The organism is Enterococcus sp. 9D6_DIV0238 (assembly GCF_002174455.2).
In the GTDB taxonomy this organism is placed as follows: Bacteria; Bacillota; Bacilli; order Lactobacillales; family Enterococcaceae; genus Enterococcus_L; species Enterococcus_L dunnyi.
In genome coordinates this window covers 647,501-669,573 of sequence record NZ_CP147246.1, presented here as the reverse complement: position 1 = coordinate 669,573, position 22,073 = coordinate 647,501, and the positions used below count along the sequence as shown (strand labels likewise).

Here is a 22,073-nt window from a genome sequence, read left to right as displayed (position 1 = left end):
ATCCTTCGTATGATTTTTAAAGATTTACTGTTATTTCTAATCAAGTATTGGTAAAATATAGTTATCGTCGGAAAAGGAGCATATATGGGAATAACAACTGCGATACCTTTAAAGAGCAGCTGAAAGACCTATTTGCGGAAAGGAGTGAGAACATGGTTCAAGGAATTCCGATTGAAACAATTTATCTATATGTATTGATTGCATGTGCTGGAATTGCTGTTTTATTAGTGATTTTTGGGGATGTATTTGATTTTGACGGTCCCATTGACCCTATGCTGATCATTCCGTGGCTGGCATTTACTTCATTGTTCGGCTATTTAGGTGAACAGCTGCTTGACTGGGGACATGGCTTTTTGTTTATCGTTAGTGGTGCGCTTGCAACGATTCTAGTATTTTTCCTTAATTTCTATGTATTAGTACCAATGAAAAATGCTGAATCAACGATTTCGATCTCTGAAAAAGATATGGAAGGCACTCAAGCAACCGTTATCACACCAATTCCTGTCAGTGGGATGGGTGAGATCCAACTGAAAAGTGTGACTGGTTCGATCAATCGTCCAGCAGCTTTATATGCACCGCAAGAAATACCGATCGATCGTGGCGAACAAGTTTTGATCATTGAAGTAAAGGAACGTGTTTGCTATGTTGTGCCTTATAAAGGCAGTCTGCAAGTCTAAAATAAAAGGAGTAGAAGAAAATGGAATTAGGATTATTGGGACCGATCGTTTTGGTTGTTTTCATCTTATTGATGATGTTGATCGTATTTATTTCAAAATACCAAACAGCCAAACCAGATGAAGCACTGATCGTCAGTGGGAGTTACTTAGGAAGTAAAAATGTTCATAAGGATGAACGAGGAAATAAAATCAAGATCGTCCGTGGGGGCGGTGCTTTTGTATTACCTGTTTTCCAGCGTTCAAATCGGATTAGTTTACTATCAAGTAAATTAGATGTATCGACACCAGAAGTTTATACAGAACAAGGGGTTCCGGTAATGTGTGACGGAACATCGATCATCAAAATCGGTTCTTCTGTGGAAGAAATCGCCACAGCCGCAGAACAATTTTTAGGTAAAACAAGAGAAGAGCTTGAAAATGAAGCACGTGAAGTCTTAGAAGGACATCTGCGTTCGATCTTAGGGTCAATGACCGTCGAAGAAATTTACCAAAACCGCGATAAGTTCAGCCAAAGTGTACAAGAAGTGGCAAGTGTGGATTTGGCAAAAATGGGACTGATCATCGTATCATTCACGATCAAAGAAGTTCGTGATAAAAATGGCTATCTTGATTCATTAGGGAAACCAAGAATCGCTCAAGTAAAACGTGATGCAGATATCGCTGAAGCAGAAGCATTGAAAGAAACAAGGATCAAAAAAGCCGAAGCTGAAAAAGATTCTCAACAAGCAGAGTTGCAACGCCAAACAGAAATTGCCGAAGCGTCAAAAGAAAAAGAATTAAAACTGGCAACTTACAAAGAAGCACAAGATATCGCGAAAGCCAAAGCCGATCAAGCTTATAACTTAGAAACAGCGAAAGCACAACAAGAAGTTGTGGCGCAAGAGATGGAAATCAAAGTCATCGAGCGTCAAAAACAAATCGAGTTGGAAGAAAAAGAAATCGTTCGTCGTGAGAAGCAATACGACTCAGAAGTGAAGAAAAAAGCAGATGCAGATCGTTATGCCAAAGAACAAGAAGCCTTAGCACAAAAAGCGCGTGAAGTGGCAGAAGCAGAAGCAGAGCGTTTCCGTGTAGAAGCTTTAGCAGAAGCAGAAGCCAATCAAACACGTCTTGCTGGTCAAGCCGAAGCGGAATCTATTTTAGCTCGTGGGGCTGCTGAAGCGGAAGCGAAGCAAAAAATTGCGGATGCATTCAAAGAATACGGCGAAGCTGCTGTATTAAGTATGGTTATGGAAATGCTGCCTCAATTAATGAAGGAAGCGGCACAACCTCTTGGCAACATCGATAAAATTTCTGTTGTCGATACAGGCGGCGGTGGAGAAAATGCCGGAGCTAACCGTATTACAAACTATGCAACGAATTTATTAGCAGGCACACAGGAAACTTTAAAAGAAACGACAGGGCTGGATGTCAAAGAATTGATCGAGAACTTTTCTAAAAAAGGGACGAACAGCAATGTAAACTTTTATAGTGAAGAGTCTTCAACTGAAGAAAATTAGATATAAAAAACTGTCAAGCTCCTTACGGAACTTGGCAGTTTTTTAGCGTTACTTTATTTTTTATTTTGATTCTCAGCTTCTACTCGTGCTTGAACTCGTTCCCTAAGTTCCTTCAGTTCAGCCTCTTTCTTTTCTAGTTCAGCGAGATCTTCTTCGATCTCGTGTGTTTCTTCAATTGGTTTCGGTTTGAAAAAAAAGTTCAAGCCGATGCCGATGAATGTACCAATAAACGTATCAATGACTCGATCTAAAGCGAAATAAAAAGATTCACCTTGAGGAATACTAAGGGAAATCAACAACAGCGTTGCAATGGCAGAAATAATACCAGAGTTATTGTTGATACCGTCAGAAACAACGATCACGATAATGACTAGTATAGGAAGCAACAGCAATTCGACTAGGAAATCATTGGCAAACAGATCTTTTACTAAAAAATAAACGATCGCCAATCCGCCGCCGAGCGTGTTACCGAGAATTCTGGATTTACCGAAAGTCACGCTGGTGGTCAGGTCTTGCCGCAATGAAAAAACAGCGGCCAAAGCAGCGATCATCGGTGCGCCTCGATCAAATACTTTAAATAAAATAATACATAACATTACTGCGAGGGCAGTTTTTAGTGTCCGCATACCTAAGCGAAAACGACCAACCTCCATGAGCTTTCACTCCTATCATCAACATTTAATGACTTTACTATTTCATCATAACCGAAATAGAGGTAAAATTACTAGTATTAAAATAAAAGATTAACTAAAATTATAAGGAGAGGTCAAATGAAAATTGGCTTAAGAACCATCAAAACTGCTGTCAGTGCCACACTGTCGATGATCATTGCAGGTAGTTTAGGATTGCTTTATCCAGCATCTGCTGGGATTATTTCTGTCTTAAGTGTGACGAACACCAAAAAGACCTCATTATTGACAGGGCTTTATCGCCTATTGTCTTTAGCGTTGGCCACTGGGATCGCCTATGTCTGTTTTACTCTTTTTGGCTTTAACCCTGTTGCATTTGGTATTTTTTTACTTTTATTCATTCCCTCAGCAGTCTATTTCAAGCTTTCCGATGGAATCGTTGTGAGCTCAGTATTAGTCACTCAGTATTTAGTTGAAAAAAATCTGTCCTGGGCATTCATAGGCAACGAATTTTTATTGATGACGATCGGTGTAGGTTTCGCTTTGTTGATGAATGTCTACATGCCGGATGCTGAGAAACGTTTAAAAGAAGATCAGGAAGTCATCGAAGTCATGTTTCGTAAAATATTGAATAACATGGCGGCGTATTTGAATCAACACGGAAAAGAACGAAATCTTTTTGAAAAATGTGATGATCTAAAAGCATTTATTCGTACAGGTGAAGCTTGGGCAAAAACACATGCAGAAAATCATTTGTTATCATCGAATGATTACTATTTAAACTATTTTACGATGCGCAGGATGCAAAGCAACAGCTTGAAAGACATGTTACGAATCTTGGAGAAAATAACTGTTGAGCCGGAACAAGTTGAAAGCATTCAGCAGTTGTTGGAATATACAGCGGACACATTCGCAGAAACAAACGATGGACAAGCAATCCTTGATCGAATCGCTCAAGTTTATGAAGTGTATCGTAAAAAGGAATTACCGAAAACAAGGGAAGAATTTGAAAACCGAGCGCAGATTTTTCAATTACTTCAAGTTTTTCATTCCTTTATCCAAATCAAAGCAGAATTTTCCAGACATCAAAATGAAAAAGCGCTATAGTGTCAACAGTTACAATTCTAAAGCAATTATTAAAGTTTAGTTACGGATTTCTAAAATCCTAGTATTTCCAAAATCAAGGTGCTATACTTTCATCAAGTTAAAAAGACACAATCACTGGCAAATCAAAGCCAAGTCTTTCAAATCGTTAAGCTTGATATGTTTTCCTTCGATTAGAAGAGACGATCAGCTTTTCAAAAAAGGTGGAACCCGAATTAATGACTGAAAAATGGCGTGAAGATCAAGAATATATGTCTTATGTAGAAGATTTATTGGAAAAAGAAGAAGTTCAGCGCTTAAGTAATTACACACAGCATGTTCATTCAACTCGTTTGGATCATTCGATCAGCGTTTCTTACAACAGCTACCTATTAGCGAAGAAATGGAACGGAGATGCAAGAGCAACCGCTCGTGCTGGTTTATTACATGATCTGTTTTATTACGATTGGCGGACGACAAAGTTTGATGAAGGCTCACATGCCTACATGCATCCTAGGATCGCTGTGAAAAATGCAGAGAAGCTGACAGAACTTTCAGATTTAGAACGCGATATCATCATCAAACATATGTGGGGAGCAACGATTGCGCCTCCTAAATACAAAGAAAGCTATATCGTTACGATGGTCGATAAATATTGTGCTGTGAAAGAAGCATCAGAACCAATGACCAATGCTGTAAAATCAAAATGGCGCCAATACTTCGGTAAAAAGCAGCCTGTACAATAATCAAAAAAAAAGAGCGAAACAAAACTAAAAAACAGTTTTGTTTCGCTCTTTTTTTTGATTATTTAATTGATTTCAAGATGTTGAGCGTGTTCCAGCTTTCTTAAACGTTTGATTGCTTTGATATAAGATGCAAGCAGTACGATCACCGATCCAGCCCAAGCTAGAGGAGATGCGAGTGCTGCTCCGACAAAGCCTAAAGAGGCTGTCAAAATGATCGCTGCAAATGAACGCATGATCAGCTCCATGATTCCAGCGATCGTAGGCACTACGCTTTGCCCGAGTCCCTGAAGTGTGTAGCGAAGGATGAAAAGAATCGCCAAAAGCCAATACATACTTCCGTTGACATTAAAGTAGATCTGGGATAAATCAAGAACGGCCGTTTCTTTTGCACTGACAAAAAGTGTCACGAGATTTTGACCGAAAAGAACTACGATCCCACCTGCAAGTAAACTAAAACTGATGCTCATCACTAAGCATTGTGTCGCACCTTGAAGGATACGTTTGTACTTTTTAGCACCATAATTTTGAGCAGTAAATGTAGCCATAGCGATCCCAAAGGACATCATCGGCTGTGTAGCAAACTGTTCGATCTTTCCAGAAGCTGCTTGTGCGGCTACTACATCTGTTCCTAAACTATTCAAAGCAGCTTGTAAAATGATTGCGCCAATAGCGATGATCGAAGATTGAAAAGCCATCGGTAATGCAATATTCAAATGGGCACGAAAATCCTGTTTATCAAAAGCAAAATCTTTTTTTCGTAACTGAAGGTTCGGAATTTTCCAGCGAATATAAATGACACACAATAAACTAGAAACGACTTGAGCAGTGACCGTAGCAATCCCGGCTCCTGCAACGCCCATATGAAAATTGATGATCAAAACCAAGTCTAAAACAACATTGATGATGCTGGCAATAATCAAAAATAAAAGTGGTGTCCGACTGTCACCGAGAGCACGAATCACATTTGACAGAAGATTAAAGGCCATTGCAGCAAAAATTCCGGCAAAAATAATAGAAATAAAAAGTTGTGCATCAGCGATGATCTCTTTAGGGGTTTGCATCAACACCAACATCGGGTGGACAAAAACTAAACTCAATACTGTTAAAATGATCGTCACGATACCGCTGATCATGATCCCGGTCGCAAAACTTTTTTTCACGCCACGGTAATCTTGACCGCCGAAACGCTGAGAAGTTAAAATAGACAGGCCGGCAGTTAAGCCTTGAGCAAAACCGATGATCAAAAAAGTTATGCTGCCAGTAGAACCAACTGCAGCTAAAGCATCTTTTCCAAGTGTTTGTCCTACAATGATCATATCCGCCATATTATAAAACTGCTGGAAGATATTACCGATCAATAGTGGAATCGTAAAAAAGAAAATCAATTTTGCCGGGTTGCCATGTGTTAATTCTTTCAATGAAAACATCCTTTCATTTGTAAAAATCAAACCAATAGATCGTCTGTTTAAATAAAGTGCTCATTCGTTCAAGGATAGGTATGATAAAAATTTCTCATTCATAGTAGCACAATCTATTGGATTTGCAAGGGCTTTACTAAGAAAAAACGGAATTAAAAAAATTGATTTATCTAATTTGAAAAAGTTTTGATATAATTGACCAGTATGTCATAGAAAGGTAGTATGATAGAGAATAGTCAACATTGATTGAGGAGTTGAAGGTATGGAAAGTGAATTAAAAATGCCAATAAAAATAAGCGTTCATATGGCGAAATGGCTCGTGATCTCTGCGTTAATCGGACTAATAATGGGGATACTGTCTGCCTTTTTTTTGAAAAGTTTAGATCTAGTGACCACAACAAGATTGAATCATACGTGGCTATTGTTTCTATTGCCGTTGAGTGGAGCTGTGTTTGCCTTTTTATATAAGCGATATGGAGGGAATGCAGTCAGAGGAAATAATCTTGTGATCGATCAAGCAAATGGTGGAGCAGAAAATATTCCTCTACGGTTGATCCCGTTAACATTATTTGGAACGATCACGACTCATTTGTTCGGTGGCTCTGTTGGACGTGAAGGAACGGCTGTCCAAATGGGTGGAACAGTTGCCAATGCAGTTGGACGTGTGTTTCGTTTGGATAAATTAGAAAGAGAAATCGTTATTATCAGCGGGATCAGTGCTGGTTTTAGTTCAGTCTTCGGTACACCACTAGCTGGTACGGTTTTTGGCTTGGAAGTGTTGGTGATTGGCCGATTAAGATCAGACGCCATCTTTCCAAGTTTTTTTGCAGCATTTTTTGCAAATTTTGTAACAGAATCATTGGGCGTTACACATACACACTATAACATGGGGCAAATTCCAGACTGGACACCACTAGTATTCATAAAAGTTTTTGCAGCTGGTATTTGTTTTGGCTTAGCAGGCTGGCTGTTTAGCCGTTCCATCGTTTTTATCAAGAAGATTTATGCGAATTGGATCGAAAATGTTGCTTTGAGAAACTTTATTGGCGGGGCAGTTGTTGTTATTGTTGTTTTAGTTTTACAAACACAACGTTATCTTGGCTTGAGTTTACCGTTATTAAAAGATGCGTTCAATGGAGAAAGCTATTGGTTTGATTGGATAGGGAAGCTTTTCTTCACTGTGCTGTCATTGGGAGCTGGATATCAAGGTGGAGAAGTGACGCCGCTATTTGAAATTGGTGCAACGTTAGGCAGCAGCTTGGCTGTGGTCCTCCATTTATCTATTCCGTTTTTAGCTGGACTGGGCTTCATTGGGGTCTTTTCAGGAGCGACCAATACTCCTATTGCTTGTTTTATTATGGGGATCGAACTTTTTGGCAGTGACGCTGCTGTTTTCTTTTTCATGATTTGTCTAGTGAGCTACATGTGTTCTGGAAATGCTGGAATTTATTCTGCACAGCGAATTGGTGTTGAAAAAGGAGTGTTGTTTTTACCATTATGGACAAACTGGCAAGAACGGCGGAAAAAGTGATTTCATGAAGATATGCTATACTAGTTGAAGAGGTGAAGACATGAAAGATTATCAATACCCTTTAGATTTGGACTGGACCACAGATGAGATGGTCATCGTGACGAATATGTGGTCAGCAGTGGAACAGGCAAACGAAACTGGGATGGAGACAGCAGAGTTTTTACAAACCTATCAACGTTTCAAAACTGTTGTCAAAAGCATTGGCGAAGAAAAACGCTTAGGGAATGAATTTCAAAAAGTCTCAGGATATTCATTATATAGAACGGTTCAGCAAGCGAAAAGACAGCAGACAGGCAGATTGAAACTAGGAGCTGATTAAGAGGATGACAGAAAAAATGATTACTGAAATCAAAGGATGGATGCAAGAAGCCGCTGTGTTTATCAAAACTAGTTTATCAACTGAGATGGCTGTTTCGCAAAAATCAGGGCGGACAGATTTAGTGACGAATGTTGACGAGGAGACTCAGGCATTGCTGATCAAGAAAATCAAAGAACAGTATCCAGCTGATAAGATTTTGGCAGAAGAAAAAGGCTACAGCACAATCGACTCTCTAGCAGGCCGCGTCTGGATCATCGATCCAATCGACGGTACGATGAATTTTGTGATGGAGCAGGAAAACTTTTGCATCATGATCGCTGTTTTTGAAGATGGGATCGGAAAACTAGGGTTTATTTATGATGTGATGAAAGATGAGTTATGCTGGGGCGGAAAAGGGATCGGTGTGTTCCTGGGAGAACAAAAGCTGATACAGCCGCAAAATTTAGGACTATCAGCTGGCTTACTTGGGATGAATGCCTACATGTTTGGTGAAGATATCCACTGTGCTAGAGAAATCGGCCATGCTTCGATGGGTGTACGTGTGAGTGGTTGTGCAGGTATCGAGTTGATCGCCATGTTAAAAGGCAATCATATTGGTTATGTCTCTAATTTGAGCCCTTGGGATTATGCAGCTGGATTGGTCTTACTAGAGGAATTCAATTTTCTTTACTCTACTATAGAAGGAGAAGACTTATCGTTTTCTGGTCGCGAGTACTTTTTAGCAGCAACTCCAAAGGCATATAATGAAATTAGAACAAAGTTTTTAGATAAGTAAACGAAGTCTGAGGTTGATTTTTAGCGAATAATGTGCTATTTTTCAGAAAATAGCAAGAAAATCATGAAGTTTTCACAACTTTTGAAAGCTTTAGACTATATTTCATGAAAAAAGTTTGCTATAATAAACAGTCGGATTTAATGAACAAGTGACGTAAGGCTAAAGGATAAGGAGCAATTACAGTGAAATACAGAGAAGATATCAGAAACGTAGCAATCATCGCCCACGTCGACCATGGGAAAACAACTTTGGTGGATGAATTATTAAAACAATCGCAAACATTAGATGGACATACGCAGCTGCAAGAACGCGCGATGGACTCAAATGCGATCGAAAGTGAACGTGGGATCACGATTTTAGCCAAAAATACAGCCGTAGATTATAATGGCACACGCATCAATATTTTAGATACTCCTGGACACGCGGACTTCGGTGGTGAAGTAGAGCGTATCATGAAAATGGTCGATGGGGTAGTCTTAGTTGTCGATGCTTACGAAGGAACGATGCCTCAAACTCGTTTCGTATTGAAAAAAGCATTAGAACAAAAAGTAACACCGATCGTTGTAGTAAATAAAATCGATAAACCATCTGCTCGTCCTGAGCACGTTGTGGATGAAGTCTTAGAATTATTTATCGAATTAGGTGCAGATGATGATCAATTGGATTTCCCAGTTGTATATGCATCAGCTTTAAATGGAACCTCAAGTAATTCAGATAACCCAGAAGACCAAGAACCAACTATGGCGCCGATTTTTGATCAAATCATCAATCATGTACCAGCTCCAGTTGATAACTCAGATGAACCATTACAATTCCAAGTTTCATTATTAGATTACAATGATTACGTTGGACGTATTGGTATTGGTCGTGTTTTCCGAGGCACAATGAAAGTTGGCGATCAAGTTGCTTTGATGAAACTAGATGGCAGCGTGAAAAATTTCCGTGTAACGAAAATCTTTGGTTTCTTCGGCTTACAACGTGTTGAGATCAATGAAGCAAAAGCTGGGGATTTGATTGCTGTTTCTGGTATGGAAGATATTTTCGTTGGAGAAACAGTTGCTGATGTAGCACATCAAGAAGCTTTACCGATTCTACACATCGACGAACCAACATTACAAATGACATTCTTAGTAAATAACTCTCCCTTTGCCGGTCGTGAAGGTAAATTTGTCACAGCGCGTAAAATCGAAGAACGCTTGATGGCGGAATTACAAACAGACGTATCACTACGCGTAGAACCAATTGCTCCAGATGCTTGGACTGTTTCTGGTCGTGGTGAATTGCACTTGTCGATCTTGATCGAAAACATGCGCCGTGAAGGGTATGAATTACAAGTATCTCGTCCAGAAGTTATTGAACGTGAGATCGAAGGTGTAAAATGTGAACCTTTTGAACGTGTTCAAATCGATACACCGGAAGAATATATGGGTAGTGTCATTGAATCATTAAGCCAACGTAAAGGTGAAATGCAAGACATGATCCATACTGGTAATGGTCAAATTCGTTTGATTTTCTTAGCGCCAGCTCGTGGTTTGATCGGTTATACAACTGAGTTCTTATCAATGACTCGTGGTTATGGAATCATGCACCATACTTTTGATCAATACTTACCGATGATCCAAGGAACGATCGGTGGACGTCACCAAGGCGCACTTGTTTCTATCGATACAGGTAAAGCAACTACGTATAGTATCATGAGTATTGAAGAACGCGGAACAGTCTTTGTAGAACCAACAACTGAAGTTTACGAAGGAATGATCATCGGTGAGAATAACCGTGATAATGACTTAACAGTAAATATCACGAAGGCTAAACAAATGACCAACGTACGTTCTGCAACTAAAGACCAAACGTCAGTGATCAAAAAACCTAAAAAGCTTACATTAGAAGAATCATTAGAATTCTTAAATGAAGATGAGTACTGTGAAGTAACACCAGAAAGCATCCGTTTAAGAAAACAAATTTTAAACAAAAACGAACGTGAAAAAGCAAGTAAAAAGAAAAAAGTAGCAGAATAAACTCGTCGTTTGACTATTTCTTAGCTACACGAAATTAGATGAGACATGACAATAATTGTTGTGTCCCATCTTTTTTTGTGGATAACTCTAAATGGAAAGCTAAAAAAATGCGTATACTATTTTATAAAGCTTGGTAAATAAGGATTTTTGAAAAAGAGTTAAGGATAAATATGTTTCACGAAAACAAATTTGTTTCACGGTGAACCACGATCCTTTATTGAATTGCAAGATAGGGCGTGCTAAAATAACTGTCATATACAAAGAATGGAGCGAACCACATGATTGACATAAAAGCACTATTAAAAGAAAAATTTGGCTATGATGATTTTCGTCAAGGTCAAGAAGAAATCATCAATCATGTCTTAAATAAAGAAAATGTATTAGGGATCATGCCCACAGGCGGCGGCAAATCGATTTGCTACCAACTGCCTGCTCTTGCTTTAGAGAATTTGACTTTAGTGATTTCGCCGTTGATTTCCTTGATGAAAGATCAAGTCGATGCTCTCAACATGATGGGGATCCCTGCGACGTTTATCAATAGCACGATTTCTCAGCAAGAGATGAACAAACGAGTTCAACTGGCTGTAGACCGAAAAGTTAAACTGCTTTATGTAGCACCTGAACGTTTAGAGTCATTTGATTTTCAGCAGCTGCTTTTACATGTGCCCATCGATTTACTGGCTGTGGATGAGGCACACTGTATTTCGCAATGGGGACATGATTTTCGTCCTAGTTATTTACGTTTAGCTAAAATCATCGAACAATTTCAGCAACAGCCTTCAGTCATTGCATTGACTGCTACAGCGACACCTCAAGTTGCAGAGGATATCTTAGAGCAATTACACATACCAAAACAGAATCAAGTTCAAACAGGATTTGCCCGTGAAAACTTATCCTTTCAAGTGGTGAAAGATCAAAACCGCGACGTTTATTTGCTGGAATATTTAAAGATGAACAAAGATCAGTCGGGAATTGTCTATGCCAGCACTAGAAAAGAAGTAGAACGGATCTATCATTTATTGAAAAGTAAGAAAATTGCTGTTGGTATGTACCACGGAGGCATGAATGAGAGTGATCGAAATCATAATCAAGAGGAATTTCTATTTGACAAAATACAGGTGATGGTTGCTACAAATGCATTTGGTATGGGGATCAATAAGAGTAATGTACGGTTTGTCATCCATGCTCAAATTCCAGGGAATATTGAGTCCTACTATCAAGAGGCTGGTCGTGCTGGTCGTGATGGGCTGCCAAGTGATGCTGTATTGTTATACGGACCTCAGGATCTGCAAATTCAGCAGTTTTTTATCGATCAATCTGAGATGACGATCGACTACAAGCAAAAAGAATACATGAAGCTGCGTGAAATGTCACAGTATGCCAATGCTCAAATGTGTTTACAGCAGTTCATTTTACGTTATTTTGGTGAGCAGGGAACAGAATGCGGTCGCTGCTCCAATTGTTTAGATGAACGAGAATTAGTCGATGTGACAGTCGATGCTCAAAAAGTCCTGTCATGCGTCAAACGTATGGGAGAAAAATTTGGTAAAGGGTTGGTTGGTAAAGTATTGACAGGTTCAAAGGATCAAAAAATCGATCAGTGGCATTTCCATCGTTTACCGACCTATGGACTAATGAAAGATCGTACCCAAAAGGAAGTCACTCAGCTCATCGACTACCTCACTGCAGAAAGATATTTGACACCATCTGACGGACAATACCCGTTGTTATCTGTTTCTCCTACTGGTGTTCAGGTGTTATTAGGCAAACAAACAGTTTTTAGAAAAGAAGATCAGCGCGTAAGAAAAGTTGCAGCTGTAGATGACGCATTGTTTGAAGTGTTGAGAGGACTAAGATTGGATTTAGCACAGGATGCCGGCGTTCCGCCATATCTAATTTTTTCAGATAGCACCTTAAAAGAAATGTGTGAAAAACGACCTAAAAATTCGATTCAGCTGCTTCAAATAAAAGGAGTAGGTCAAAACAAGTTGGATAAGTACGGTGAACAGATTATTGAGGCTATAACAGCTTTTTCAAAAGAAAATTAAAAATGCTTGATCAACTGAAGCGTAGAATAGACTAAATGCACTTTAGTTGATCAAGCTAAACACTCATTATTCCAATTATTTGGGGTAGACTGCAAAACGATCTTCTTTTAAAGAAACGATCTGAATGGGTTCATTATAAAAGTCAGTAAAGTTTTTTTCGTTAAAAAGGCTGTCACGAGCGCCTTTTGCAAAAATTTCTCCGTCTTTCAACAACATCAAATGTTCAAAACAAGGAAGGATCTCTTCTGTATGATGTGTCACATAAAGCAAAGTTGGATGATTTTTTTGAGTTGCGATTTGCTGGATTTGATTCAGTAGTTTTTCTCGTGCAAATAAATCAAGCCCGTTACAAGGTTCATCTAGAATCAATAATTCTGGATGTGCCATCAAAGCTCTAGAGATCAACACAAGTTGTCGTTCGCCTTGAGATAGCACTTCATATTTTTTTCCGATCAATGAAGTACCGCCAGCGTTAATCAAAATCATTTTAGCTTCCTCTAACTCTTCGTCTGTATACTCTTGGTAGATGCCGATGCTGGCGAATTTACCAGATAAAACGATGCGTTCAGCTGTTTCCCAATTTTTCATTCGATACTGCAAAGCAGTGCTGACCCAGCCGATCCTTCGTTGTAGCTCTGGAATCGAGGTATGCCCAAAAACTTCATCTAAGACTTCCAACCTCCCGGATGAAGGCCAAAGGTAACCGCAAATCAATTGTAAAAGCAACGTCTTGCCTGCACCGTTCAATCCCAAAATGGCCCAATTTTCAGATGAATCAACGGACCAAGTTACGTTATTTAACAGTGTCTTTTTATCCCGAATAAAAGAGACATGTTCAAATTTGAATGCATTCATATAACTCCTCCTTTGGTTTATTTTACCATTAAAAATTAAGAATAGAAGAGACTCAGCTGAAAAAAAGTGAAAGAAGAAAATACTGTCAAGAAAATTTCATTGACAAAGCTTTCATCCCCCTGTATAATTGCTTTTGTTGCGTTAAGAGGTGATGAATATGAAATGGTCTTTACTAGAACTAAATAAATACAAAGACAATCCATTAGAATTCTCGGAGACATTAGATTTAAAAGCATCATTGATGAAGCGGGATCATTTGATTTTGGATGTTAGTCCTGTAAAAACGACTGGAATCTTATCGGTTGGCAAAGAGGAGTATTTGATTCATTATCGAATCGATGTTATTGTAACGGTACCATCTTCACGTTCTTTAACTCCTGTTCCGCTAAGTATGGTGATTGATGTTGACGAAGTGTTTATGACACAAGAACAATATCAAAACAAAGATGACCGTTTATCAGATGAAGAAATCATCTTGTTGGAGAAGCCGACGATCGATTTAGACGAATCTGTAGAAGACAACATTCTTTTAGCGATACCGATCCAAGTGTTGACAGAAGAAGAACAAACAAGCAATGACATGCCTAAAGGAAATGATTGGGAAGTTTTGTCAGAAGAAGCATACTTGGAAAAAAGAGAAACAGAAGCACAACAAACAACGGATCCTCGTCTTGCCAAATTATCTGAGTTATTTAATGAAACAGCAGATAGCGATGATGACTAAGTAAGATTGGAATATATCGTGCACTCGCTGCACACATCTTTACAAGGAGGTGGAACACCAATGGCAGTACCAGCTAGAAGAACTTCAAAAGCTAAAAAGGGCAAACGCCGTACTCACTACAAATTAACAATCAAAGGTTTGAATGCATGTTCAAACTGTGGTGAAATGAGAAAAAGCCATCACGTATGTCCAGCATGTGGTCATTACGATGGAAAAGACGTAGTCTCTAAAGAAGCATAAAACATTTTTTTGAAAATGTTCCAAATCCCCTAGGCTAACCATGGAGCCTAGGGGATTTATTTTATGAGAAAGTGTTTTTGAGCGAAGAAGAAATGTCTAGAATTTTACATAAACGATAAAAATGAACGTAATCGAACTATTTTTGTTTTCATATCAATCATTCTACGTTATAATAATGTAGATTATAAGAAACTTCTAATGAATTTCTTTTCAAAGACAGTAGGAGGATACAAGATGACAAAACAACAATTTGGCGTAGTCGGAATGGCCGTGATGGGAAAAAATCTAGCATTGAATATTGAGAGTAGAGGCTATTCAGTTGCTCTATTTAATCGTACAGGATCAAAAACAACAGATGTTGTTGAAGAGCACCCTGATAAAAATTTTAAAGCAACATACACGATCGAAGAGTTTGTAGATTCTATTGAAAAACCACGTCGTATCATGTTGATGGTCCAAGCAGGCTTTGCGACTGATGCAACGATCCAAGAATTATTACCTCATTTAGATAAAGGCGATATTTTGATCGATGGCGGAAACACATTCTTCAAAGATACGATTCGTAGAAATGAAGAATTAGCAAACTCTGGAATCAACTTCATCGGAACTGGTGTTTCAGGTGGTGAAGAAGGCGCTTTGAAAGGACCTTCGATCATGCCTGGTGGGCAGAAGGAAGCATACGAATTAGTCGCTCCTATTTTAGAAAAGATTTCTGCAAAAGCGGAAGATGGTGAACCATGTGTGACATACATCGGTCCTAACGGAGCTGGTCACTATGTGAAGATGGTCCACAACGGTATCGAATACGGAGATATGCAGCTGATTGCAGAATCGTATGATCTTATGAAAAATATCCTTGGTCTTTCTGTAGACGAAATGGCTGAGATTTTCAAAGAGTGGAATCAAGGTGAATTAGATAGTTATCTTGTGGAGATCACTGCAGATATTTTGACACGTAAAGACGATGAAGGAACAGGACAGCCAATTGTTGATGTTATCTTAGATGCTGCTGGGAACAAAGGAACTGGTAAATGGACAAGCCAAAGCTCTTTAGACTTGGGTGTACCATTACCACTGATTACTGAGTCTGTTTTCGCCCGCTTTATTTCAGCATATAAAGAGGAACGTGTAAAAGCTAGTAAAGTATTAGCAAAACCTGAAAAAGCAGTGTATTCAGGAGATAAGAAAGAATTGATCGAAAAAATCCGCGAAGCACTTTATTTCAGTAAAATCATGAGTTACGCTCAAGGTTTTGCTCAGCTGCGTGTTGCATCAGAAGATTATGACTGGGATCTGCCATTTGGCGACATTGCAAAAATTTGGCGTGCGGGATGTATCATCCGTGCACAGTTTTTACAAAAAATTACAGATGCATATGATAAAAACCCAACGATTGAGAACTTACTCTTAGATGACTACTTTATCGATATTACAAAAAAATATCAGCAATCCGTACGTGATGTTGTTTCGATTGCTGTACAGGCTGGCGTACCAGTACCAACATTTGCCTCAGCTATTGCATACTATGACTCTTATCGTTCAGAAAGATTGCCTGCAAACATTATTCAGGCACAAAGAGATTACTTTGGAGCTCATACGTATCAACGTACTGATAAAGAAGGAACATACCACTATAGCTGGTATAACGAAGAATAATATGTTCGAAAGCCATGGGATTAAGAATCTTCTCATGGTTTTCTCTCTGTTACGAAGTGAAAATAGGTTGTTGCTAGCTTTTTAAGATAAAAGTGGGTATAATAGGTAGGCTTTAAGATAGCTTTTAAAGAGAGAGGAAAAATAACCAATGAGTAATATTCTTATTATTGAAGATGAAAAAAACTTAGCTCGTTTTGTAGAGCTTGAATTAAAACATGAAGGTTACACGACAGAAGTTCACTATAATGGACGTACAGGCTTAGAAGCAGCCTTGAATGATGAGTGGGATGCCATTCTTTTAGATTTGATGTTGCCGGAATTAAATGGTCTTGAAGTTTGCCGTAGAATCCGCCAAGTAAAAAATACGCCGATCATCATGATGACAGCTCGTGATTCTGTGATCGATCGTGTATCTGGTTTAGATCATGGTGCCGATGACTATATCGTAAAGCCATTTGCAATTGAAGAACTTTTGGCACGTTTACGTGCATTGCTTCGTCGTATCGACATCGAAGGAGATAAAAATGTAGCGAAACAAACAACAATTACATATCGTGACTTAACGATTGAAAAAGAAAATCGCGTCGTTCGCCGTAATTCTGAAATGATAGAATTGACTAAGCGTGAGTATGAGCTGCTTTTGACATTGATGGAAAATGTCAATGTTGTTTTAGCACGAGATGTTCTTTTAAACAAAGTGTGGGGTTATGAAACAGAAGTTGAAACGAACGTAGTTGATGTTTATATCCGCTATTTGCGTAATAAAATTGATGTTCCTGGCGAAGAAAGTTATATCCAAACCGTTCGTGGAACAGGATATGTGATGCGCTCGTGAGACCGTTAAAATCAAAAAAGATAGAAAGAAAAGAACTGAAGGGGCCTTCTTTGACGATCAAGTGGGCCTTTGCAAGTTCTTTCTTCATATTCGTTGTTTTTACGATATTCGCTGTTATTACATATAAGACATCTGTTAGCCTCATTGTCCAAAAAGAACGGGAGAATGCTGAAAGGACGGTTGCCGAAGTGGGTAATCGTTTGGCTAATGTTGAAGCTGATTTGACTGTATCGGAGGTCTATGAAAAGTTAAAAACGCCAAGCTTGGATACAAATGATCTGGACAACAAAAAAGTTTCAGTCGAAGGTTCGTTGATGGAGATGGACAGCATGCTTTCAGAGCTAGGACAACCGGCACTATTTTTATCTGTATTTGATCCAGAAGGAACATTACTTTTTGAAACCCAAAAAGCACAGAATCAATTGGTCAAAAAAGGAAAGCAGAAGGCAGAGATCAAGACATTAAACGATAAAACAGGTTACTTGATCATCCAACCTGTGTATTCAAAGAGTACGAGAGAAAAAACTGGTTATATTCAAGCCTTCTATGAGCTGTCTTCTTTTTACGCAATTAAAAATCATTTGTTGCTGACCTTAATCATTTTGGAAGTCATTTCACTGATACTTAGCAGTGTATTAGGATTCCTACTATCTTCTTATTTCTTGAAACCTTTGAAAGTACTGAGAGATACTATGGATACGATTCGAAAAAATCCACAGTCTAGTATTCACATGCCGGACATACACTCAAATGACGAGTTGGCGGATCTTGCTGAAATCTTTAATGAAATGTTAGATCGTATGAGACGCTATATTGAACAACAAGAACAATTTGTAGAAGATGTTTCTCATGAACTGCGGACACCAGTCGCGATTATCGAGGGACATTTAAATCTATTAAATCGTTGGGGAAAAGAAGATCCAGAGGTTTTAGATGAATCTTTAGAGGCTAGTTTACAGGAAATCACTCGAATGAAAAGCCTTGTCCAAGAAATGCTGGATTTATCTCGTGCAGAACAAGTAGATACACTCTACCCAAATCACACGACTAACGCTAAACAAGTCGTGTATCAGGTGTTTAATAACTTCAAACTTCTATATCCTGATTTTGTGATCACACTGGATGATGATTTGCTGCATGAAGTTAAGCTAGGGATTTATCGTAATCACTTTGAACAATTGCTGATCATTATTTTAGATAATGCGGTAAAATATTCTACAACTCGAAAAGAAGTCCATATCTCGATCTCTAAAACACTAAATGAATTTGAAATCGCAATTCAGGACTTTGGAGAAGGAATTTCAGAAGACGAACTCGATAAAATTTTTAATCGCTTTTATAGAGTAGATAAAGCCAGAGCTAGAAACAAAGGCGGTAATGGATTAGGATTGTCAATTGCCAAGCAATTGGTGGAAAATTATAAAGGAAGAATCGATGCTGAAAGTGTCATTCATCAAGGAACGATATTCAGAATCCATATTCCAATAGTAGAAAATAGTGAAGACAACGAGTAGGTGCGAGAAGCACCTACTTTTTTTGGATAATTAGCCGAATGATTGAGAGCTATATATGATGAATGTAGCAGAAAAACCGAATGCTGATTTGAAGTTATCTAAATTTGTTCGCTAAGAAAAAAAAGAACGAAATTTAGGCATTTTCTAGTTGCATTTTATGATAAGTATTGTTATATTTATACATGTTCTGATTGATGTTCTTTACTAGAAATTTGTTGAGAAAAAAAGTAAAATTTCTTCTTGACGAATAAAAGTAATTCATGATAGAATAACAAAGTTGCTGATGAAAAAAGCAATTAAAACATTGAAAAATCAGGAATAAAGTTGTTGACAAATAACAAACAACCTGATAAACTAATGAAGTTGTCGTTGGAACAAACGACAACGCCAAGCAGAAAAAAACTTTGAAGCTTTTTAAGAAAAGTGTTGACATCAAATCGAAGATTTGATATGATATAAAAGTTGCTGCGAGGTAACAACGTAGACCTTTGAAAACTGAACAAAGTAAGACAAACCAAATGTGTAGGTTGTTTTCACAACGGTGAAAACAAACAACAATTTTTAACAAGCGAAGCAATATGCTAGCAAACAAATGAGCTTAACGATCGCAAGATCGTGTTCAACTTTTATTATGAGAGTTTGATCCTGGCTCAGGACGAACGCTGGCGGCGTGCCTAATACATGCAAGTCGAACGCTTCTTTTCTACCGAGTGCTTGCACTCACTTGAAAAGAGGAGTGGCGGACGGGTGAGTAACACGTGGGTAACCTGCCCATCAGAGGGGGATAACACTTGGAAACAGGTGCTAATACCGCATAACAGTCGACACCGCATGGTGTTGATTTGAAAGACGCTTTCGGGTGTCACTGATGGATGGACCCGCGGTGCATTAGCTAGTTGGTGAGGTAACGGCTCACCAAGGCCATGATGCATAGCCGACCTGAGAGGGTGATCGGCCACACTGGGACTGAGACACGGCCCAGACTCCTACGGGAGGCAGCAGTAGGGAATCTTCGGCAATGGACGAAAGTCTGACCGAGCAACGCCGCGTGAGTGAAGAAGGTTTTCGGATCGTAAAACTCTGTTGTTAGAGAAGAACAAGTAGGAGAGTAACTGCTCTTACCTTGACGGTATCTAACCAGAAAGCCACGGCTAACTACGTGCCAGCAGCCGCGGTAATACGTAGGTGGCAAGCGTTGTCCGGATTTATTGGGCGTAAAGCGAGCGCAGGCGGTTTCTTAAGTCTGATGTGAAAGCCTCCGGCTCAACCGGGGAGGGTCATTGGAAACTGGGAGACTTGAGTGCAGAAGAGGAGAGTGGAATTCCATGTGTAGCGGTGAAATGCGTAGATATATGGAGGAACACCAGTGGCGAAGGCGACTCTCTGGTCTGTAACTGACGCTGAGGCTCGAAAGCGTGGGGAGCAAACAGGATTAGATACCCTGGTAGTCCACGCCGTAAACGATGAGTGCTAAGTGTTGGAGGGTTTCCGCCCTTCAGTGCTGCAGCAAACGCATTAAGCACTCCGCCTGGGGAGTACGACCGCAAGGTTGAAACTCAAAGGAATTGACGGGGGCCCGCACAAGCGGTGGAGCATGTGGTTTAATTCGAAGCAACGCGAAGAACCTTACCAGGTCTTGACATCCTTTGACCACTCTAGAGATAGAGCTTTCCCTTCGGGGACAAAGTGACAGGTGGTGCATGGTTGTCGTCAGCTCGTGTCGTGAGATGTTGGGTTAAGTCCCGCAACGAGCGCAACCCTTATTGTTAGTTGCCATCATTCAGTTGGGCACTCTAGCGAGACTGCCGGTGACAAACCGGAGGAAGGTGGGGATGACGTCAAATCATCATGCCCCTTATGACCTGGGCTACACACGTGCTACAATGGGAAGTACAACGAGTCGCTAGGCCGCGAGGTCATGCAAATCTCTTAAAGCTTCTCTCAGTTCGGATTGTAGGCTGCAACTCGCCTACATGAAGCCGGAATCGCTAGTAATCGCGGATCAGCACGCCGCGGTGAATACGTTCCCGGGCCTTGTACACACCGCCCGTCACACCACGAAAGTTTGTAACACCCGAAGTCGGTGAGGTAACCTTTTGGAGCCAGCCGCCTAAGGTGGGATAGATGATTGGGGTGAAGTCGTAACAAGGTAGCCGTATCGGAAGGTGCGGCTGGATCACCTCCTTTCTAAGGGATATTACGGAACTACACGGTTCGTCAACACTTTGTTCAGTTTTGAGAGGTCTACTCTCAAACGATTGTTCATTGAAAACTGGATATTGAAGTAAAAAAAGTAATCAAAACAAACCGAGAACACCGCGTTGAAGAGTTAATTAATTAATTGTTCGAAGCTTATTTTATTGACCAACCTTCTATCGCTAGAAGAAGTAGTCAAGACCCAACCGCAAGGTTGACAAGGTTAAGTGAATAAGGGCGCACGGTGGATGCCTTGGCATTAGGAGCCGATGAAGGACGGGACTAACACCGATATGCTTTGGGGAGCTGTAAGTGAGCTATGATCCAGAGATTTCCGAATGGGGGAACCCAGCATCTTTTATAGGATGTTACTTTCCAGTGAATACATAGCTGGTTAGAGGTAGACGCAGAGAACTGAAACATCTAAGTACCTGCAGGAAGAGAAAGAAAATTCGATTCCCTGAGTAGCGGCGAGCGAAACGGGAAGAGCCCAAACCAACAAGCTTGCTTGTTGGGGTTGTAGGACTCCAATATGGTAGTCTGTCAGGATAGTCAAAGGACTTGGAAAGGTCCGCCAAAGTGGGTAATAGCCCCGTAGACGAAATTGTGACAGCACCTAGGAGGATCCTGAGTACGGCGGAACACGAGAAATTCCGTCGGAATCCGCGGGGACCATCCCGTAAGGCTAAATACTCCCTAATGACCGATAGTGAACCAGTACCGTGAGGGAAAGGTGAAAAGCACCCCGGAAGGGGAGTGAAATAGATCCTGAAACCGTGTGCCTACAACAAGTTCGAGCCCGTTAATGGGTGAGAGCGTGCCTTTTGTAGAATGAACCGGCGAGTTACGATTGCATGCGAGGTTAAGGTGAAGAGCCGGAGCCGCAGCGAAAGCGAGTCTGAATAGGGCGAATGAGTATGTAGTCGTAGACCCGAAACCATGTGATCTACCCATGGCCAGGTTGAAGGTGTGGTAAAACGCACTGGAGGACCGAACCCACGTACGTTGAAAAGTGCGGGGATGAGCTGTGGGTAGCGGAGAAATTCCAAACGAACTTGGAGATAGCTGGTTCTCTCCGAAATAGCTTTAGGGCTAGCGTCGAAGTTGAGAATGATGGAGGTAGAGCACTGTTTGGACTAGGGGCCCATCTCGGGTTACCGAATTCAGATAAACTCCGAATGCCATTCATTCATATTCGGCAGTCAGACTGCGAGTGATAAGATCCGTAGTCGAAAGGGAAACAGCCCAGACCACCAGCTAAGGTCCCAAAATAACTATTAAGTGGAAAAGGATGTGGGGTTGCACAGACA

The 22,073-nt window shown here is 40.0% G+C and carries 17 protein-coding genes and 2 rRNA genes (1 of these 19 cut by a window edge); 16 read left to right on the top strand and 3 right to left on the bottom strand.

The features are described 5' to 3' along the window. Positions 1-152: 152 nt before the first annotated feature. Both A5889_RS03170 and A5889_RS03165 read left to right on the top strand, forming a co-directional pair. Positions 153-677, top strand: coding sequence for a hypothetical protein (locus A5889_RS03170; RefSeq protein ID WP_087641503.1), 525 nt, complete (start codon positions 153-155; stop codon positions 675-677). A gap of 20 nt (positions 678-697) precedes the next feature. Further along, positions 698-2,176 carry a flotillin family protein gene (locus tag A5889_RS03165; protein WP_087641504.1) on the top strand — a complete coding sequence of 493 codons (1,479 nt, stop codon included), beginning with the start codon at positions 698-700 and terminating at the stop codon, positions 2,174-2,176. A gap of 53 nt (positions 2,177-2,229) precedes the next feature. Here the strand turns inward: A5889_RS03165 and A5889_RS03160 are convergent, their stop codons facing one another. Continuing rightward, positions 2,230-2,829, bottom strand: coding sequence for an FUSC family protein (locus A5889_RS03160; RefSeq protein WP_087641505.1), 600 nt, complete (start codon positions 2,827-2,829; stop codon positions 2,230-2,232). Positions 2,830-2,946: 117 nt separating this feature from the next. On the opposite strand from A5889_RS03160, the gene A5889_RS03155 reads away from it, so the two are divergent. Beyond that, a complete protein-coding gene (locus A5889_RS03155) occupies positions 2,947-3,912 on the top strand; it encodes an aromatic acid exporter family protein (RefSeq protein ID WP_087641506.1) in 966 nt (321 codons plus the stop codon). Between the two features lie 215 nt (positions 3,913-4,127). Further along, positions 4,128-4,634, top strand: coding sequence for an HD domain-containing protein (locus tag A5889_RS03150; RefSeq protein WP_087641507.1), 507 nt, complete (start codon positions 4,128-4,130; stop codon positions 4,632-4,634). 62 nt (positions 4,635-4,696) lie between these two features. Here the strand turns inward: A5889_RS03150 and A5889_RS03145 are convergent, their stop codons facing one another. Then, positions 4,697-6,052, bottom strand: a complete 1,356-nt coding sequence (locus tag A5889_RS03145; protein WP_087641508.1) for an MATE family efflux transporter — start codon at positions 6,050-6,052, stop codon at positions 4,697-4,699. Between the two features lie 262 nt (positions 6,053-6,314). Here A5889_RS03145 and A5889_RS03140 point away from each other — a divergent pair, with 262 nt between their 5' ends. The 5 genes from A5889_RS03140 to recQ all read left to right on the top strand — a co-directional run bounded on the left by A5889_RS03140 (position 6,315) and on the right by recQ (position 12,743). After that, positions 6,315-7,583: a voltage-gated chloride channel family protein gene (locus A5889_RS03140; RefSeq protein ID WP_087641509.1), complete on the top strand. Its 1,269-nt coding sequence runs from the start codon at positions 6,315-6,317 to the stop codon at positions 7,581-7,583. Between the two features lie 40 nt (positions 7,584-7,623). Next, positions 7,624-7,902 (top strand): UPF0223 family protein, encoded by a 279-nt coding sequence (locus tag A5889_RS03135; protein ID WP_087641510.1) that lies wholly within the window; start codon positions 7,624-7,626, stop codon positions 7,900-7,902. A 4-nt stretch (positions 7,903-7,906) separates the two neighbouring features. Continuing rightward, positions 7,907-8,677, top strand: coding sequence for an inositol monophosphatase family protein (locus A5889_RS03130; RefSeq protein ID WP_087641511.1), 771 nt, complete (start codon positions 7,907-7,909; stop codon positions 8,675-8,677). 182 nt (positions 8,678-8,859) lie between these two features. Continuing rightward, positions 8,860-10,695, top strand: a complete 1,836-nt coding sequence (typA, locus tag A5889_RS03125) for a translational GTPase TypA (RefSeq protein ID WP_087641512.1) — start codon at positions 8,860-8,862, stop codon at positions 10,693-10,695. Positions 10,696-10,973: 278 nt separating this feature from the next. Then, positions 10,974-12,743 carry a DNA helicase RecQ gene (gene recQ / locus A5889_RS03120; protein ID WP_087641513.1) on the top strand — a complete coding sequence of 590 codons (1,770 nt, stop codon included), beginning with the start codon at positions 10,974-10,976 and terminating at the stop codon, positions 12,741-12,743. Between the two features lie 75 nt (positions 12,744-12,818). Here the strand turns inward: recQ and A5889_RS03115 are convergent, their stop codons facing one another. Further along, the gene (locus A5889_RS03115) at positions 12,819-13,598 is read right to left on the bottom strand and encodes an ABC transporter ATP-binding protein (RefSeq protein ID WP_087641514.1); all 780 of its coding nucleotides are present in this window, start codon (positions 13,596-13,598) and stop codon (positions 12,819-12,821) included. Positions 13,599-13,755: 157 nt separating this feature from the next. Here A5889_RS03115 and A5889_RS03110 point away from each other — a divergent pair, with 157 nt between their 5' ends. The 7 genes from A5889_RS03110 to A5889_RS03080 form a co-directional block, all read left to right on the top strand. After that, positions 13,756-14,322: a YceD family protein gene (locus A5889_RS03110; RefSeq protein WP_087641515.1), complete on the top strand. Its 567-nt coding sequence runs from the start codon at positions 13,756-13,758 to the stop codon at positions 14,320-14,322. Between the two features lie 60 nt (positions 14,323-14,382). Beyond that, on the top strand, positions 14,383-14,562 hold the full coding sequence (gene rpmF, locus A5889_RS03105; RefSeq protein ID WP_069634653.1) for a 50S ribosomal protein L32: 180 nt from the start codon (positions 14,383-14,385) through the stop codon (positions 14,560-14,562). Between the two features lie 234 nt (positions 14,563-14,796). Then, a complete protein-coding gene (gene gndA / locus A5889_RS03100; RefSeq protein ID WP_087641516.1) occupies positions 14,797-16,218 on the top strand; it encodes an NADP-dependent phosphogluconate dehydrogenase in 1,422 nt (473 codons plus the stop codon). A gap of 148 nt (positions 16,219-16,366) precedes the next feature. Next, positions 16,367-17,053: a response regulator transcription factor gene (locus tag A5889_RS03095; RefSeq protein ID WP_087641517.1), complete on the top strand. Its 687-nt coding sequence runs from the start codon at positions 16,367-16,369 to the stop codon at positions 17,051-17,053. Beyond that, positions 17,050-18,567 (top strand): HAMP domain-containing sensor histidine kinase, encoded by a 1,518-nt coding sequence (locus A5889_RS03090; protein ID WP_176372852.1) that lies wholly within the window; start codon positions 17,050-17,052, stop codon positions 18,565-18,567. Before A5889_RS03095 ends, A5889_RS03090 begins: the two co-directional genes overlap by 4 nt. Positions 18,568-19,194: 627 nt before the next feature. Next, positions 19,195-20,754 (top strand): 16S ribosomal RNA (locus A5889_RS03085). Between the two features lie 230 nt (positions 20,755-20,984). After that, positions 20,985-22,073, top strand: a 23S ribosomal RNA gene (locus tag A5889_RS03080); it runs 1,823 nt beyond the window's last position. Together the 16S and 23S rRNA genes form the textbook arrangement of a ribosomal RNA operon.